The following is a 16,892-nucleotide window of genomic DNA, read 5'->3' as shown; positions in this document are numbered from 1 at the left end:
TCCCCCAAGGAGAATTCAGAGAATTTCGAACTCTTCCCAATCCATTTCTTGCGTTCCGTCCTCCCGCGGCCGAGTGGCGCCGACCGGGTCGCCGGCCAGCATCCGCGCGGCGATCTCCCGCAGGCTGGAGCCTTCCAGCGCGTCGGCCAGCGGCAGCGACATGCCGAGTTCCACTTCGATCTGGTTCTTCACACCGACCGCGACCAGTGAGTCCACACCGATGCTGGTCAACGGCTCGTCGATGTCGAGCTGGTCCAGAGGCATCTCGAGCGCTCGCGCGATCTCGACGCGGAGGTACGACTCGAGCAGTTCCTGCTGGTCCGCCGGGTCGGCGGCGAGCAGGTCGGCGGCGGTGAGCGCGCCCCGTCCGCCGTCGGGCGGCGTGGCGGCGTCCGGGACGGCCAGCTCGGCGACGAGCGGGGAGCGCGCGGCGACCGGCGGGCGCTCCGCCCAGCGCCGCCGGTCGATCGGCATCACGGCGAGCCAGTGCGTCCGCGCGCCGAGCAGCCGGCCGAAGATCTCGACACCGTCGGCGGGCTCGATGCCCTCGATCCCGGCGAGCGCGGCCAGCCTGTCGGCGCCCCCGGACCGGACCGCGAGCCCCGCGTCCTCCCACGGGCCCCAGGCGACGCTCAGGGCCGGGCGCCCCTGCGACGCGCGCAGCGATGCCAGGGCGTCGACGAACGCGTTGGCCGCCGCGTAGTTGCCCTGTCCCGGCGAGCCGAGCACGGCCGCGGCCGACGAGAACATCACGAAGAAGTCGAGCGGCAGGTGCGCCGTACAGGCGTGGACGTTCCAGGCGCCGGCCACCTTGGGTTCGAAGACGGCCAAGAGACGTTCCGCGGTGAGCGTGTGGAGCGTCGCGTCGTCGAGCACACCGGCCGCGTGGACGACGCCCCGCAGTGGCGGCATGAACTCCGTCGCCTCCGCGAGGGCGTGGGAGAACGCCTGCTCGTCGCCAACGTCGGCGCGCACCGGGCGGACCTCGGCCCCCGTGTCCCGCAGCGTCCGGAGCCGTTGCTCCGCGCCCTCGTCAGGGCCCCGCCTGCCGACGAGGACGAGATGGCGCGCACCGTGCTCGACCAGCCAGCCGGCCACGTGCAGTCCGAGCGCTCCCAGGCCACCGGTGATCAGGTAGGTCGCGTTCGCGCGCACGGCGTCGGACGGCACGGTCGGCGCCGTGGACGTCCCGGCGGGAACCAGGCGGGCCACGTAGCGCTCGCCGTCCCGGCACGCCACCTCGTTCTCGTCGTCGTCGGCACGCAGCTCGTCCGCCAGCCACGCCGCCGGGACGTCGCGCACGTGGTCGCGGACGTGATCGAGGTCCACCAGCACGGGGTGCAGCTCCGGATGCTCCAGTGCCGCGACCCTGCCCAGCCCCCAGACCGGCGCCTGAGCCACGGAGACCGGAGCCTGCGCGGCGCCGACACCATGGACGCCGCTCGTCACCAGCCACAGCCGCGGCGGGCCAGGAGCCGAAGTGAGCGTCTGGATCAGGTGCAGCACGCTGACCGCGCCGCGGACCTGCGCATCGCGAAGACCGGTGACTCCGGACCGGTCCGGCGATGGGGCGTCCAGGCTCCAGAGATGCGCGACCCCGCGCAGCGTCCCCATCCGCGTCCGCGCGGCGCTCACCGCGCGGCGCACGTCTGCGGCGCTGTCGGGACGGATCGTGATCCGGTCCGGCCCCGATTCGTCGTAGCCGGCCCCCGGGACCACGAGAACGGCGCGTTCGCCGCCGTCGGCGAGACGTCCCGCGAGATCGGACGCCACACCGCGACCGTCGGCGAACAGCAGCCAGCCTCCCGCGGCGCCCGCCCGTTCCACGGCCCGGCGATCCGCTCGCCGCCACCGCAGCTCGTAGAGGGCACGATCGAGTCCCGCTCCTCGAAGGCCCGTGAGGCGTCTCAGATGGACGCCCTCCAGCACCGCCAGAGCCTGGCCGTCGCCGTCGGTCAGCGTCACGTCGCCTGCCGCCGCGTGGGACGGCCCCACGTCGTTCCCGGGTCGCACGCGTGCGTGCACCCATAGGTGACGCCCCGCGCAGGGGCCCGCGAGTCCCGGCTGCAGGATCGCCCGATCGATCCTGACGGGCACGTACGGACGCGGGTTCTCGTCATCGGTGCGGCCCTGCAGAGCGGCCCCGAGCACCTGGAGCCCGGCGTCGAGAAGCGCCGGATGGATGCCGTACGCGTCCAGCTCGGGGTCCAGCTCAGACGGCACCGCGAGCGCGGCCAGCGCTTCCCCCTCGCCCCGCCATAGCCGCCCGACGCCTCGGAACGAGGGGCCGTACTCCAGTCCATGCGAGCGCATTGCCGCGTAGAGGTCGGCGACGTCGATCGTCTTTCCGCACCGTCCGCGGACGGCATCGAGATCGACGGCCGCGCGTTCCGGTTCGCCGGACGCGATCGTCCCGGTCACGTGCAAGGTCCAGGCCGACCGGTCATGCGCGTCTTCGGCGGGGCGGGCGAAGACGCGGAAACCCGCCCCCTGCGCACCCGTGTCGACGACCCGCAGCTGGGTGGTGGACGCGCCCGCGTCGGCGAGGCGGAGCATGCGCCGGAACTCGACCCCGGTCAGCACGGTGACCGGCGCTTCGATCGCGACCGCCGCGGCGGCCCGCGCCATCTCGAGCCAGGCGGCCGCGGGCACCACCGCGGCGCCGTCCACACGATGGCCGCCGAGGAACGCCGGGGCGCCGACGCCCAACGTGCCCTGCCAGACGTGGTCGCCGTCCGGCCCGGCGAGCTCGACGTGCCGCCCGAGGAGGGGATGGCCGGCGTCCTCGCCCGGCTGGTGCGCGATGAGGCCGCGCCGGGGGTCGAACCAGCACCGCTCGCGCTGCCACGGGTAGCCCGGCAGCCGCACGGGACGGCCCGGCCTCGCGGGCTCGGGACGCAGGGCGTCCCATGCGGGGTCGAAACCGACCGTGTAGAGCTTCCCGAGCGATGTCAGCAGTGTTTCGCGCGGCGGCTCGGCGCGGCGCAGCGAGGCCAGGAGCACGGCCTCCCGCCCGCGGCCCTGCGCACGCTGTGCGATCGCCGCGAGCAACATGGGATGCGACGAGAGCTCGACGAACACGTCATGACCGGTTTCGAGGAGGCCCGTGACTGCCGTGTCGAAGAGCACCGGCGCGCGTAGGTTCTCGGCCCAGTAGGCGCCGTCGAGCGTCTCGCCGTCGGCCACGGCGCCCGTCACCGTCGAGTACATCGGCAGCCGCACCGGTGTCGGCCGCACATCGTCGCCCAGGGCCTTCGCCAGTTCGGCCTTGAGCGGATCCATGTGCGGGCTGTGCGACGCGAAGTCGACGGATTCGAGAATCCGGCAGAAGACGCCGTCGGCCCTCATCCGGCCGGTGATCTCGTCGATCGCCGCCACGTCTCCGGAGATCACGGTCGAGGTCGGCCCGTTGATCGCCGCCACCGACACGCGATCGGCGTACCCGCGCAGCGCCTCGTGGGCGGCTTCGGCGGACAGCTCCAGGACGGCCATCCGCCCGCTGCCCGAGGCGGTGCGGATCACCTGGCCCCGCCGGCAGGCGACGCGCACGGCCTCGTCCAGGCGCACCGCCCCGGCGAGGTACGCGGCGGCGACCTCGCCCACGCTGTGCCCCACCACGGCGTCCGGGGTGATGCCCCACGATCGCCACAGCTCGGCCAGGGCGACCTGGAGCGCGAACAGCGCGGGCTGGCAGAAGTCCGGTTCGTCGAGGCGGGACGCCGTCTCGTCCGCCCACAGCTGCTCCAGGAGGGACCAGCCGGTCTGGGCCCGTACCAGGCGTTCGCATTCCTCCAGCGTCGTGAGCAGCGCCGGTTCCTCGCGAAGCGCGGGGTCGAGCGGCCACCAGCGCGGGCCCTGCCCCGGGCAGACGAACACCAGGCGCCGCCGCCGCGGACCGGCGTCGCCGGTGGCCACCCCGGGGTGCGGCGCACCGGCCAGGAAGGCGTGAGTCTGGTCCGCGGCGCGCTCGCGAGCGGTGGCGACGAGCGCCAGGCGGTGCCGGTGATGCGAACGGCGGGCACCGGCGGTGTGGGCGATCGAGGCGAGGCCGTGCCCGTTACCGACTTCGGGGCCGAGCACGTCCAGGAACCGTCGCGCCGCCTGCCGTAGGGCTTCGTGGCCGCGGGCGGAGATGGGGACCAGGACGGCCTTCTCCGGATCCGGCGACGCGCCGTCCCGTTCCGATTCCGGTACGGCCGGCGCCTCTTCGAGCACGAGGTGCGCGTTCGTGCCGCCGAACCCGAACGAGCTGACGCCCGCGCGGGCCGGGCCCTCGCGGTCCGGCCAGGGTTCGAGCGCGCGTGCCACCCGAAGCCGCAGCCTTTCGAAGTCGATCCGCGGATTCGGATTCCGGACGTGCAGGCTCGGCGGGACCTGCCGGTGCTCAAGCATCAGCGCCGTCTTGATCAGACCCGCGATGCCGGCGGCGGCCTCCAGGTGGCCGATGTTCGACTTGAGCGCCCCGACGATGCAGGGACGATCCGGCGGGCGGCCGCGCCCCACCACGTCCGCGAGGGCCCGCGCCTCCATCAGATCACCGAGGAATGTGCCGGTTCCGTGCGCCTCCACGTAGTCGACGTCGCCCGCGGCGACGCCGCTGTGCCGGTACGCGGCGCGCAGCAGGGCCTCTTGCGACCCGCTGTTCGGGGCCATCAGCCCGTTCGTGCGCCCGTCGTGCGCGACCGCTCCTCCGCGGATCACGGCCCGGATCGGGTCGCCGTCGGCGAGAGCCCGCGACAGCGGCTTCAGCACCACCACGCCCGCGCCTTCGCTGCGCACGTAACCGTCCGCACCTGCATCGAACGTCTTGCACCGCCCGTCGGGCGCCATGACCCCGGCCTTGGCGAAGTTGATCGCGGCGATGGGGGAGAGGATCACGTTCACGCCGCCCACCACCGCGAGCCGCGACTCCCCGTTCCAGAGGCTCTGGCATGCCATGTGGGCGGCCACCAAGGACGACGAGCAGGCCGTGTCCACGGCGATGCTCGGACCGTGCAGGTCGAACATGTAGGAGATCCGGTTCGCGGCGACGCTGAGCGCGTTGCCGGTGCCCCAGTACGCGTCGACGGCGCCCAGCCGGGGGGCCTGCAGCAGGGCGTAGTCGTAGGTGCTGATGCCGACGAAGACACCGGCGTCGCCGCCGGCGAGGGCTGCGGGCACCTGACCGGCGTCCTCGAACGCCTCCCAGGTGACTTCGAGAAGGAGCCGCTGCTGGGGGTCGAGGGTGCTCGCCTCACGCGGCGAGATGCCGAAGAACTCGCGGTCGAAGCGGTCGATGTCGCGCAGGAAACCGCCCCACCGGCTGTTCGTCTTCCCCGGCGCCGCGCCGTCCGCGTCGTAGAAGCCGTCGGCGTCCCACCGGTCCGGCGGCACTTCTGTGATCGCGTCGCCCCCGTCGCGCAGGAGCCGCCAGAACTGGTCGGGGCCGTCGGCGCCGGGGAACCGGCATCCGATGCCGATGATCGCGACGGGCTCCATGGACCTAGCCCCCTGCCGGAAGACGATCGCCGGACGTGTCCGCGGTGTGCCGCGTATCCGCGGTGAGGCGGGCGAGATGCTCCGCCAGCGCGGTGGTGCTGGGGTGGTCCCAGGCCAGCGTCTCCGGCAGCGCGATGCCGAGGAGCTCCTCGAGTTCGCGGACCAGCGCGACGCTCTGGAGCGAGTCGAGGCCGTGGTCGTGCCAGGACGCGTCCAGGTCGATCCGTTCGGGATCGACATCCGCCCGGCGGGCCAGCTCGGTGACCAGCCAGTCCTGGATCCACTGCCTGTCCATGCGCTCCGGACCCCGCCCCGGCCGCTGCCCGGGCGCCGTCGCGGCGCGGACCTCGGTCAGCACCGGGAGCGTCCCGGCTAGGAACGAATCCCGTGTGGCGCCGCGTTGGATCTTGCCGCTCGATGTCTTCGGGATGCCGCGCGGCTCGATCAGGACGACGGCGTGGGGGTGCACCTCGTGGCCGAGGACGACCGCGTGCCGGACCGCCTCGGCGACCTCGCTCAGCGACGTCGCGGGGCCGGCGTTCACCTCGAAGACGACGACGAGGTTCTCGGTGCCGTCCACGTCGACCGAGAACGCGGCCCCTGACCCCGGCCGCAGCGCGGGGTGGCACCTCTCGGCCGTGTGCTCCACGTCCTGGGGATGGATGTTGCGGCCCCGGATGATGATCAGGTCCTTCAGGCGACCGGCGACGTACAGCTCGCCGTCCCGCAGGAAGCCGAGATCACCGGTACGCAGGAACGGGCCGTCACCGTCGGCGAGCGTGGCGCCGAAGACGCGCGCGCTCTCCTCGGGACGGCCCCAGTACCCGGCGGCCACGCTCGGGCCCGCCACCCATATTTCGCCGACCTCTCCGGGCGCGCGGCGCGTCCGGTGCTCCGGATCCGCGATGACGACCCGCTGGCCCCTCAACGGACGGCCACAGCTCACGATGCTTCCCGTCTCTCGGGCGCCGGCGCCGTCAGCCGCCCGTGGCGAGGCCGGACGGCTGACGGACGTCGCCGGCCACGAGCACCCGGTGACGATGAGCGTGGCCTCCGCGAGCCCGTAGCAGGGCCGGAACGCCTCGCCGCGGAAGCCGCGACTCCGGAAGGTCTCCGCGAACCGCGCCTGTGTCTCCGTGCGCACGGTCTCGGCGCCGTTCCAAGCGGCCGTCCAGCTCGTGAGGTCCACACCGGCCGACTCGGTTTGTGTGATCTTGCGAACGCACAGGTCGTAGCCGAAGTTGGGGCCCCCGCTGACCGTGGCCTTGGTCCGGGAGATGGCCTGAAGCCACCGCACCGGCCGCTGCAGGAAGGCCATCGGCGACATCAAGGTCACCGTGGCGCCGAGGTACGGCCATGCGAAGATGCCGCCGATCAGCCCCATGTCGTGATAGGGGGGCAGCCAAAGGACCCCTCGGCTGTCGGCGGTGATCCCGAGAAAGGAACCGGTGGCGGACCCGAGGTTATGCATCAGGTTCGCATGCGTCACCATCACACCGCGGGGCGCCCGGGTGGAACCCGAGGTGTACTGCAGCAGCGCCAGGTCGTCGGGGCGGATGCCCGGATTCCTCCAACTCGCCGCCCTCGCCGGATCGACGTCGTCGGTCGTGAGCTTCGGCAGCGCGTCGAGCAGCGGCGCATCGGCGAAGGCCTGTGCACTCTGTTTCGCCATCATCGACGTCGTCAGCAGCGCACTCGGCTGTGAGTCGGCGGCCATCGACAGCAGCCGAGACCGGTTACGGCCGAATTGTCGGGGATAGGCGAGGGCGGCGGCGGTCTTAGCGTAAAGGCATCCGAAGAGTGCGGTGATCAGTTCGAGGCCCGGGAGAAAGAGCAGAAGAACACGCTCGCCACTCAGCTCGCGCTCTTGCAATAGGCAGGCGATGGCGCGTGCCTGCGCGTCCAATTCCGCGTTGGTGATGCTCTCCTCGCGCTCCCCGCCGTCGACGAGGAACGTGAACGTACGCCGCTCCGGCCGCTCGAGCGCACGTCGTCGCACAAGGTCCACCAGCGTTTCGTGGTCGCCGGCATAAGGTCTTCGCAGCGCCATGGCAATTACATCCCGTCGAGAACAGATTTCCTCAATAATGACGAGCTCGGGCGGGACGCGACAATCCTCAAAGGTGCGAACAAATGAGTGACGCCAAAGTGCACACCAATGGAGCGCACAATTCCGCGAAATTTTGCGGTGATGATCACAGGGCGGCGCTTGGTTCCGAGGGGCCGGGCGTCCGTTCAGGGTCGGCGGATCGCCAGGTCGCCGGGGTCGACCAGCGCGAACCCCTCGGAAGGAACCCCGGGCAGGCTGCCGGGCTGCAGCCGTCGTTCCACTCGATCGTCGGGCAGGGCGACCCATTCGCGGAACCTTCGTCCCGCCGGTGTGAACGGCTCACCGACGCCTTCGGCGATGAGTTGCGCGACCTGTCCTGGGGTGGCTTGACCAGCAAGGTCTGGTTGCGCGTATTCAGTGCGGCGAAGAAGCGTCCGCGGTGGCGGACACAGGGCATCCCCATCATGGTCGACCGGGTGACGGTGGGATCGGTGAGCGTCGGCTCGACCAGGTCCCAAAGACGCTCTTCGGGTGTCATGTGCTGTGGCGGGGCCGCTGGCGGCCGCGCGCGGTCCGGCGACGAGGTGGCGTTCGAGACGCTGCCGGCGCCGCGTCGGCGGGCCCTGCATCTGCACCGTTACCGCATGCTCGGGTCGCTGACCGATGCCGAGGAGGCGATTCAGGCCACCATGCTGCGGGCGTGGCGGAGCCTGCGCACTTATCAGGCGCGTGCCCGCTGTGCTCGACCCTGTCCGGGTGGTGGAGGAACGCGAGTCGGTAGCGCTGGCCTTCGTCGCGGCTCTGCAGCTGCTGCCGGCCACGCAGCGCGCGGTGGTGTTGCTGCGCGAGGTTCTGTGCTGGAGCGCGCCGAAAATCGATCACCCGGCCGACGAGGAGGTCGTGGAGGTCTGGGCGTACGCCCGGGACTCCGTCGGCGACGACCAGCGCCGCGCCGGCCTGTTCGCCGAGCCGGTCCTTATCACCCCGACCGCCGGCACCTTCGTCGCACTCCTGGCCCACCTGGGGCGGAGTGAGCGGCGATGTCCAGGCCCGGGACCCTGAGCCCAGAGGCCCGGGCGGTAGTGGTCATTCTGGACGCCATGCTCACACGAACATCTGGCGGACGTCGATGCGAACTCCGCCAGATGTCACCACGTCACCGCCGGAACACGGGAATCCCATCCGGACCACCCCCGGGCTCATGAAGCGGCACGCAGTCAACCATTCGCGAACGGACCCGGCAGGTTATGCGCCCCACGCAGGCGAGGGTCGTCGTGATCGAGCACGCCCGTCGTGCCCTGGGCGAACTGGATCGGACCCGCGCGGAGGTCCGGCCCTCCCCCGGCATGGTGACCGGGATCGTGACCGTCGGCCTGCTGGAGAGCACGGCGGACCTGCTCTCCGGGCCGCTGGTGGCGGCCCTCGCCCGTGACCAGCCCGGCATCGACCTGCGCCTGTTCACCGCCTACTCCGGCCACCTGCAACTGCGGCTCGGCAGGGGAGACCTGGATCTCATTCTCCTCTACGACATGGACAGCACCCCGTCGCTCAACGCCCAGCCCCTCGTCCGCGGGCGGCCGTGGGCCGTGGCACCGCCCTCTGCGTGCCTGCACGCCGACCGTCCTGTCCCGTTCGCGCGGGTCGCGGAAAATATCATGACCGCGACCGGGCACGGGCTGCGCGCCCTGATCGACGCCGCCGCGGCACGGGCGAGGGTCGACGAGACCCAGATGGACGTGGTCGTCCAAACCAACTCCATGCAGGTGCAAAAGAGGCTCGTCCTCGCCGGTCACGGCTGGACGATCCTGCCGGGGTGGGGATCGACACCGGCGTCGCGAACGGCACGCTCAGCGCCGCTCCCCTGTGCGATCCCAAAGTCTGGCGCTCGGTCGTCCTGTGCACCCCGCGAGCGGGACGGACGCCACCCGGCGTCGAGGTCGTCGCCCGGGAACTGACCCACCAGGTCCACTCCGCCGTCCGCCAGGACAGGTGGCCTTCCGCCCAATCGTCGATGCGGGCGCGTCCGCCGAAGTAATGGAGGCTAGCGTCGGGCGTCAATGTTGCGCTCAGGTGTGGTGGTGGACAGCGCGTTCCCTTGTTCGTCCCGGGGTCAGCTTGTAAACACCGATCAGCGCGTTCCGCGCGGTGGCCGAGCGCTCACTGGCCGCCCTCGGCGAACCCGGTGCGCTGCAACGGAGTTCCCCTTCCTCGGCGGACTGAGCGGCGGCGCGGCGCTCGCCTCCATCTGCCTGCGGAATCTGCGGGCGGCGGCTGGAGCCGTGCCGGGTCAACAACCGGGCGGCGTACCGGTGCCGGGACGGCCACAGCAGTGCCTCGCGCTCTGACCGGACCGGCCCAAGAACCTCTCGCACATGCAAGGGGATTGACGGGTTGCCCAGGTAACGGATGCGACCCTGGTCGCCGCCACTTGGCACGGTGAGTTGTCGTTACGTGGTCACCTTCTACCTAATGAGGCAGAGAGGTTCCATCGCCAGTACAGACACCATCCTGATCGCCCGAAGCCGGGGCGATGAGATCATCAAGGTGTCGAAGCGCACACGGCTCGTGCCGGCTGATGATCGGTTGATGGGGAGCAGTGAGTGGACGGAACCCCCCGGTCCCGCACCAGATACCAGCGCCGCCGCCACGCAGTGCCGGTGCCGTCCGCAGCTGTGAGCTCCGATCGGCTGTACCCATCGACAGAGAGGCGCTACGCCAAGACGTGCACTAATCGGGAGAACCCGCGGACATGACCCCCCATGGCGCCGACCTGCGTTTTTGTCGGTCGGTGGGTCTGGCCCCATGCCACGAAAAGGTAAAAGCGCCAGGTCAGAGACCTAGCACCTGAACGTGAAATGTGTCCGAGGGGCGACACGCACCGACGGCACATGGCCCGCACATTCACCGCTCGGCGCGCCCCACCGCATTCCGGTCGGATGCCGCGCATAGGACCTCTAAGACCGCCCATAGGCCCCACGGCGACTCGTCGACCCTCTGAGGACTCTCATGGAGAACCTGCCTGGCCACAGCGTCCCGCAGAGGAGCTCTGAAGCAGCCAGCCGCTCGGGACGGAACTCCGAGAAGGCTCCAAGCGTCAGCGGCTTTGCTCTCGTGCCTCGGAGGCGTCCCACGGGCGTGACGGAGTCGATACCGCGTGGGACAGCCATCACATTCTTCACCGTACGGCGAGAACAGCAGATCCGGACGTCCAGTTGCGCGCGTGGCAGTGGGCGGTGGCCAGCCACACGTCAGCGGGGGATCTGCCACCAGTGAAGGTGATCGGCAGTCAGTTCGGGCGCAGCGAAGGGTGGGGACGGTTGGTCAAGCAGGCTGGCCGCGCTGGCAGTTCGACGCCCTTGCTTCGTAGCGAGACCTCGCGGAATCCGGCGTTGTCGCCGGGCAGCCGTCGGCTGAAGGCAAATGCGTTGGCCACGCCGATATGTTCACCCTCATCACGGACAAAGACGCGGTGCCGGAACGGTGGACCGGGCGATGTTCGGCGACGTCCCCACCCTCGCGGAACGGCTGATCTGGCGCGTCCTGCTCGGTCTGCGGCTCGCCAAGGGCCGATCGTCGGACACCGTGGCCGGATGGCAGATCACCGGGCGCGGCCAGAACTGGTTCCGGCTCGAGGCCGCCTCCTGGTTCCTGACCGGCAACCTCCTCGTCCAGGCAGCTGACGGGCGTGTGCCGCTGGTGACCATCCTCCGTCACGACCAGGATCCCTGGCCGTCTCGTGTGGTCCCCGCTGTCCGCAGTCCATCGCCGACTGGCGCCCGGCCTGCTCCATGACGCGGCGGCAAAGATCCGACCGACTCAATAGCGCCCGGCGCTGTGCCCTTTTCCCCGGGGGGCCGCAGGGCAGTCCCCCGGGGGTGGGTGGTCGATCGGGACGGGCCGGCCGGGCCGGTCAGTGGCGTCCCCGCAGCTGCGGGGCGAGGCGGCGGAGTCCGGTGAGCCAGGCGGTCCCGGTCACCAGGGTGACGAGGATCGCGCCGGCGACCAGGGTCGTCAGCGCCATGGCCAGAGCCATCGGCAGGCCGGCCAGGACCAGGAAGACGATGAACACGATCACCGCGGCCAGCGCGATCACAGCCGGCCAGACCTGGTCCATCCGGGAAGCCAACCCGTCCGGGATCGTCCCGGGCAGATCGGGTCGACGAGCACGATTCAAGATCGGCATGAACGTCCCCTTCTTGTGAGGTGAGCCGGTTTGGCGGGTCACCCTCAGGGTGGGGATGTCGTCGTTGCCGGATACCTTCACCCTACTGCGGGAATTCCGATATAGCAGAATATCTGAAGTAAACTTCTCAAGGTGCCTTCCGATGCGCCGTCCTCGCCTGGAGCCCAGCTCCCACAGCCCGGGGCCGATGACCCGCGGCGCCCGCCCGGCAATCCGCAACAAGCTCCTGGACGGCGCCATGAACGCGGCCGCGGGCGGCGGCCCAACGCCCGCGCGACTCCGCTTCCGGAGGGGGCGCAAGCGGTGTTCGCCGAGTACGAACGCGCCCTCGCCCGGTGCGATGGCCCGCTGGACGCCGGCACGGTCCGCGTCTATGCCTCCCGGGTCCGCCAGTACCTGGCCTGGCTAGCCGCCGCCGACGTCGACGGGACGGTCGAGGGCGACCCGCTTACCGAGCCTGACGCCCGCGACCTGGCCGTGCGCGCCTACCGTGTCCACCTGGAGACCGTGGCGCAGCGCAGGCCCGCCACTGTCAACGCGCATCTGACCGCGGTGGATGACTTCTACCGCCGCCGCGGGCTCGGCCCGGCGTCCGCCGAACGCGCCGCGCTTCCTCTGGCCGCCGCCCCGCGCGTGCTGGACGAACGCGACCAGGCCAGGCTGCTGCGGGAGGCCGCCCGCGCCTCCGCGCGCGACAAGGCCATCGCCTTCACCGCCTACTACGCCGGGACCAGGATCGTCGAGATCAGCAGGCTGGACATCGACGACGTGCGCCTGCCGGCCCGCGGCGGCGACCTGATCGTCCGCTACGGCAGGAACGGCGGATTCCGTGAAGTGCCCCTGCACCCGAGTCTTCGTGCCGTGCTGGAAGAGTGGCTGGGCGAACGGGCCGGCTGGACGGGCGCCGACACCAGCCGGGCGCTGTTCCTCAACCGCCGGGGCTCTCGCCTGTCGTCGCGTTCCGCCCACGCCGTGCTGCGCGCCATCGCCGACGCCGCGGGACTGCCCCTCGGCCGCGACGGCGCCTTCACACCCCGCGTGCTGCGCCACACCGCCGGCCAGACGATGGCCCGCCAGGGGACTGACACCGTCGTCGTCGCTGATCTCCTTGGCCTCTCCCTGGAAACCGCCCGCCACCATCGTCCGCCCACCGAGCAGGACCGCCGGCGAGCCATCCAGCGGCTCACCATCGACGAATGACCCACGCGCGCCTGCTGGTGGCCGCAGGGGCGAGTTCGAGGTCCCGTCCGGTGGTTCGGTCCGCCGTGGGATCTGGATCGGCCGGGTCATCACGGAGCGGGTCGTGCCGGAACATCTGCGAGGCGATCTGGGGCGGGGCGAGCGCGGCGCGGGCCGATGCCGGCGTCGAGCCGGCCGTCGGTGAGCAGCACCGTTCACCCACCTACTCGCACTCCTCGACTCTGAGAGGCGGTGTCGCGGGACCGGGGGCCGGGCGGTTACAGCGAGGGCGTGGCGAGGTGGTCGGCGGTGCCGCCGCGCCATTCGATGAGGAAGAGGCTGGCGTCGTCGCTGGTGATCCCGCCCCTTTCCCGCTTGAGCGTGTGGGAGAGGTCCCGGACCATCTGCTGCACGGTCGTGGCGCTGGGCTCGACGTGTTCGATGGTGGCGATCAGGCGGTCCTCGCCGAACTGTTCCCCGCCGGCGGTGTGCTCTTCGACGAGGCCGTCGGTGTAGGTCAGGATCCGGTCGCCGGGACGGAGCTGTTGGGTGTTGATCACGGGTGTCGAGCCGCCGATGCCGACGGGCAGCGTCCCGGGACCCTCCAAGGCGCGCAGAACGTGGTGGTCCCGGATGAGCAGGGGCGCCGGATGGCCCGCGTTGACCCATTCAAGATGGCCCGTCCCGACGTTCAGGCGCATCATCTGCGCGGTGACGAAGTGGTCGGGGCCGAACTGCTCGTCAATGGCGGTGTCCATGAACGCGTACAGCTCTGCGAGGCCGGCGCCGGCCCGTCTGGCGTGCCGGTAGGCGCCCACGGCGACGGTGGCCAGTACCGCGGCGTTCAGGCCGTGGCCCATCGCGTCGATCATGGCCAGGTGCAGGACGTCGTCGTTGAGGGCGTAGTCCAGGCTGTCGCCGGCGACGTCGTAGGCGGGTTCGAGGATCCCGGCGACGGCGATCTGCGGCGTCGTCATGGTCAGCGGGGGCAGCAGCGACCACTGGATCTCCGCGGACACGCTCATCGGTTCCCGCCGCCGCGCCTGGAAGAACTGGTCGGTGTAGCTGTTCTTGGTGACCAGCATGTCGGCGACCAGACCCGCCAGCCGCCGCAGCAGCCGGCGGTCGTCATCGTCGACGACGTCCAGGGTGAGGGCCATCACCCCGATCTCGTCACTGCCGTCCAGCAGCGGCAGGAACAGTCGCACACCGTCCGCCTCGGCGTGCTCGACGGCGGTCTCGGTCAGGAACGCCTGCCCGGCCAGGGAGCCCACCAACGGCACCGGCTCGGTCTCCTTGAGGCCACGCCCCGGAAGGGACACCAGTGTGAGCTGCGCGTAGTCCTGCAGCAGGATCGAGACATCGCGGCCGCCGATCGCGTGCACCTCCTCGGCCACCAGCGGTGCGATGAGTTGCGGCGGCATCTCGTGCGCCCGGTCCAGCAACTGGCCCAGCAGCCGCTCACCGAACCCCTCGCTTCGATCCACCGGCACCATCCACCGTCTCGCAGGCCCCTAGTCCCCTCACTGTTCCCTCGGGCAGCGGGCGGCACTGCCCGATCAACAAGGAACGTTCAAAGCTTGGGTAAGCCCAGTGTCACCATCCGGCGGCGGTGACCGGCCGGCGAGGTCGGTACTCCAGCTCGGGACGCAATGGCCGCCGACCGCATGCCGCGGCATGGACGGGAACAGATGGTGCTCGAGCTGGTAGTTCAGCCACCGAGCGCGAAATCGGTGATCCGGCCACCGCGGATGTTCCGCGGTCAAAACCTGCCGGCGCAGGAAATCAGTCTTGTCGTTCCTGCCCAGCGTCGGCATGCCCTTGTGATTGGGCGCGAGCGAACAGCCCAGGTACAGGCCGAACAATCCCTGCTGGACGGGGAGGAAATCCACGGCCTGCAGCGGGGGAGCACCCAGAACAGGGCGGTGAGATGCAGGTGGAACCCTTCCATGCCTGGTGTCGGGCCAGCCAGGCACCGGGGCCGCGCCGGGCCCCGAGGAACGCGGTAGCCCGGCCGCCGGGCCGGCGGCCCGGCCGCTTCACCTCGCGGTGGTCCACACGCGGGAGTGGCCCCGTCACCGATGCCGGTCTGTGTTCGTGCCCGGCGGCCCTGTGCGGGAGGCTGTGGGGGGCTGGGGTGAGGCGTGGCCATCCGGTCGCCTCGGGCAGGGTGAGGCGGTGAGCGGCGATACCGACGGCGGGCGAGGCCCGGGCGGCCCGGTTGTGGGAGCTGGTCGCCGGGTGCGCGGACGGTGAGCTGGTGTCGGCCGCGCATGTGTGTCAGGCGGCCGTGGTGGCGGTGGAGGTGGACGGGGCGGCCCTGTCGGTGGCGACCAGGCCGGACCGGCGGCAGCGGGCGCACGCCACCGATGCGGTGGCCGCGCTCTTGGAGGAGCAGCAGTTCACCCTGGGGGAAGGCCCCTCCATCGAGGCGGGGGCCTCCGGAGGCCAGGTCCTGGTCGCCGATGTGTCCTCGCCTGCCTGCGCATCCCGGTGGCCGATGTTCGCGCCGGTGGCCACGGCGGCAGGGGCCTGGGCGGTGTTCGCCTTTCCGCTGCAGGTGGGGGCGATCCGGCTCGGCACCCTCACCCTGTACCGGGCCAGGCCGGGTTCGTTGTCCGGGGAGCAGGTCGCCGACGCCGTGACGCTGTGCCGGACGGCGGTGGCGGTGATGCTGGCCGCCGGCCAGACCACGCCGAACGGGGCGGCCTCGGATCAGGGTGCGTGGCCGCTGGGCGGGCCCGGCGAGGGCCGGATCGAGGTGTACCAGGCGACCGGGATGGTCGCGGTCCAGCTCGGCGTCGGCCTGCAGGACGCGTTCGCGGTGTTACGCGCCCGCGCCTTCACCGAAGGTGTCCCGCTGGCCCGGCTGGCCCGCCGGGTGGTGGACCGGCGGCTGCGGTTTCACCCCGGCGACTTCCCCGACGGCTGACGACACGAATGGATCGACACGATGCCTACCGATGGACAGCGTCGCACGACAGGACACCCCGGCCACTGGACCAAGGAAATGGATTGAGCAGGCATGCCACAGCAACAACGACTCGCTGAGGTGTTCGTCGAGCTGGCCGACACCCTGGTGGCCGACTTCGATCTCATCGAGTTCCTGCACCGGCTGGCCGAGCGCTGCGTGGAACTGCTGGAGGTGGAGGCGGCCGGGATCCTGCTCACCGACCAGGCCGACGAGCTGCAGGTGATCGCGGCCTCCAGCGAACAGACCCGGCTGCTGGAGTTGTTCCAGCTCCAATCCCGGCAGGGCCCCTGCCTGGACTGCTTCGCCTCCGGCCGTCCCATCACGGTCGCCGACCTGGCCGCCGAAGCCGCCCAATGGCCGCTGTTCACCTCCGCGGCCCTCGATGCCGGCTACGGCGGGGTCCTGGCGTTGCCGATGCGGATGCGCGAGCGGATCATCGGCGCGATGAACCTGTTCACCGCGCCCTCCGCCGTCCTGGCCGCCGCCGAGGCGGCCACGATCCAGGGGCTGGGGCAGGCGATGGCCGACGTGGCCACCATCGGCATCCTGGGCGAACGCGCGGCCCGCGAACATCAACTGCTGTCCCAGCAACTGCAGATCGCCCTCAACAGCCGTGTGATCATCGAGCAGGCCAAGGGCATGCTCGCCGAACGCCACCAGACCTCCCTCGATCAGGCCTTCGCCGCCCTGCGCACCCAGGCCCGCAACACCAACCGCAAACTCGCCGACCTCGCCCAGGCCGTCATCGACGACGACCCCGCCGTCGTGAGCTCCCTGCGCCCGCCGCACGCCCACGATCCCGGCCGCCGCACCGACCAGACCTGACCGCCGGACGATGGCAGGGAAGGCGACGAAGAGCGCGCGGACGTCGGCCGAAGCCCGGCTGAACGCCTAAGTGCGCGATATGCGGTGCCCATGGGCCACCGGTGGCAACGTTTCCCGGCCTTGAAGATCGTGCGCCCGGTGGCCGCTGCGCCCTGGGTCGCTGCCACCGCTGCGATGGGGCGGGGCGGTGGGCTCCCGGAGGG

11 protein-coding genes are annotated in these 16,892 nt (G+C 71.2%); 6 read left to right on the top strand and 5 right to left on the bottom strand.

Annotation, left to right across the window (positions count from 1 at the left end; genetic code table 11):
* Positions 1-15: 15 nt before the first annotated feature.
* Together E1264_RS04440 and E1264_RS04435 are read right to left on the bottom strand one after the other, a co-directional pair.
* Positions 16-5,478: a type I polyketide synthase gene (locus E1264_RS04440; RefSeq protein ID WP_132169817.1), complete on the bottom strand. Its 5,463-nt coding sequence runs from the start codon at positions 5,476-5,478 to the stop codon at positions 16-18.
* 4 nt (positions 5,479-5,482) lie between these two features.
* Positions 5,483-7,477 carry an AMP-binding protein gene (locus E1264_RS04435; protein ID WP_165963990.1) on the bottom strand — a complete coding sequence of 665 codons (1,995 nt, stop codon included), beginning with the start codon at positions 7,475-7,477 and terminating at the stop codon, positions 5,483-5,485.
* 807 nt (positions 7,478-8,284) lie between these two features.
* On the opposite strand from E1264_RS04435, the gene E1264_RS45115 reads away from it, so the two are divergent.
* From E1264_RS45115 to E1264_RS04420, 3 genes are all read left to right on the top strand, one after another.
* Positions 8,285-8,590, top strand: a complete 306-nt coding sequence (locus E1264_RS45115; protein WP_243710744.1) for a hypothetical protein — start codon at positions 8,285-8,287, stop codon at positions 8,588-8,590.
* A 185-nt stretch (positions 8,591-8,775) separates the two neighbouring features.
* The gene (locus E1264_RS04425; RefSeq protein ID WP_132169813.1) at positions 8,776-9,483 is read left to right on the top strand and encodes a LysR substrate-binding domain-containing protein; all 708 of its coding nucleotides are present in this window, start codon (positions 8,776-8,778) and stop codon (positions 9,481-9,483) included.
* A gap of 1,537 nt (positions 9,484-11,020) precedes the next feature.
* The gene (locus E1264_RS04420) at positions 11,021-11,320 is read left to right on the top strand and encodes a hypothetical protein (RefSeq protein ID WP_207935710.1); all 300 of its coding nucleotides are present in this window, start codon (positions 11,021-11,023) and stop codon (positions 11,318-11,320) included.
* 118 nt (positions 11,321-11,438) lie between these two features.
* On the opposite strand, the gene E1264_RS04415 is transcribed toward E1264_RS04420, so the two are convergent.
* A complete protein-coding gene (locus E1264_RS04415; RefSeq protein ID WP_132169811.1) occupies positions 11,439-11,711 on the bottom strand; it encodes a hypothetical protein in 273 nt (90 codons plus the stop codon).
* Positions 11,712-12,014: 303 nt separating this feature from the next.
* On the opposite strand from E1264_RS04415, the gene E1264_RS04410 reads away from it, so the two are divergent.
* On the top strand, positions 12,015-12,911 hold the full coding sequence (locus tag E1264_RS04410; protein WP_165963989.1) for a site-specific integrase: 897 nt from the start codon (positions 12,015-12,017) through the stop codon (positions 12,909-12,911).
* A gap of 257 nt (positions 12,912-13,168) precedes the next feature.
* Here the strand turns inward: E1264_RS04410 and E1264_RS04405 are convergent, their stop codons facing one another.
* Positions 13,169-14,377 (bottom strand): PP2C family protein-serine/threonine phosphatase, encoded by a 1,209-nt coding sequence (locus E1264_RS04405; RefSeq protein ID WP_243710743.1) that lies wholly within the window; start codon positions 14,375-14,377, stop codon positions 13,169-13,171.
* A gap of 72 nt (positions 14,378-14,449) precedes the next feature.
* Positions 14,450-14,782, bottom strand: a complete 333-nt coding sequence (locus tag E1264_RS43050) for a hypothetical protein (protein WP_243710742.1) — start codon at positions 14,780-14,782, stop codon at positions 14,450-14,452.
* Between the two features lie 329 nt (positions 14,783-15,111).
* On the opposite strand from E1264_RS43050, the gene E1264_RS04395 reads away from it, so the two are divergent.
* Both E1264_RS04395 and E1264_RS04390 read left to right on the top strand, forming a co-directional pair.
* Entirely contained in the window at positions 15,112-15,822 is a 711-nt protein-coding gene (locus E1264_RS04395) for a GAF and ANTAR domain-containing protein (protein ID WP_132169803.1), read from the top strand.
* 93 nt (positions 15,823-15,915) lie between these two features.
* Positions 15,916-16,689, top strand: coding sequence for a GAF and ANTAR domain-containing protein (locus tag E1264_RS04390; RefSeq protein ID WP_132169801.1), 774 nt, complete (start codon positions 15,916-15,918; stop codon positions 16,687-16,689).
* The last annotated feature ends 203 nt before the right edge of the window (positions 16,690-16,892 follow it).

Origin of the sequence: Actinomadura sp. KC216, assembly GCF_004348535.1 — a bacterium.
Taxonomy (GTDB): domain Bacteria; phylum Actinomycetota; class Actinomycetes; order Streptosporangiales; family Streptosporangiaceae; genus Spirillospora.
The sequence above is the reverse complement of the archived record's forward strand: the minus strand, read 5'-3'. Positions and strand labels throughout refer to the sequence as shown.

What these genes read in the sequence shown, in the direction of transcription:
- E1264_RS04415 (WP_132169811.1), bottom strand. Translation starts at nt 11,711, where the DNA reads ATGCCGATCTTGAATCGTGCTCGTCGACCCGATCTGCCCGGGACGATC.
- E1264_RS04420 (WP_207935710.1), top strand. Translation starts at nt 11,021, where the DNA reads ATGTTCGGCGACGTCCCCACCCTCGCGGAACGGCTGATCTGGCGCGTC.
- E1264_RS04440 (WP_132169817.1), bottom strand. Translation starts at nt 5,478, where the DNA reads ATGGAGCCCGTCGCGATCATCGGCATCGGATGCCGGTTCCCCGGCGCC.
- E1264_RS04425 (WP_132169813.1), top strand. Translation starts at nt 8,776, where the DNA reads ATGCGCCCCACGCAGGCGAGGGTCGTCGTGATCGAGCACGCCCGTCGT.
- E1264_RS04390 (WP_132169801.1), top strand. Translation starts at nt 15,916, where the DNA reads ATGCCACAGCAACAACGACTCGCTGAGGTGTTCGTCGAGCTGGCCGAC.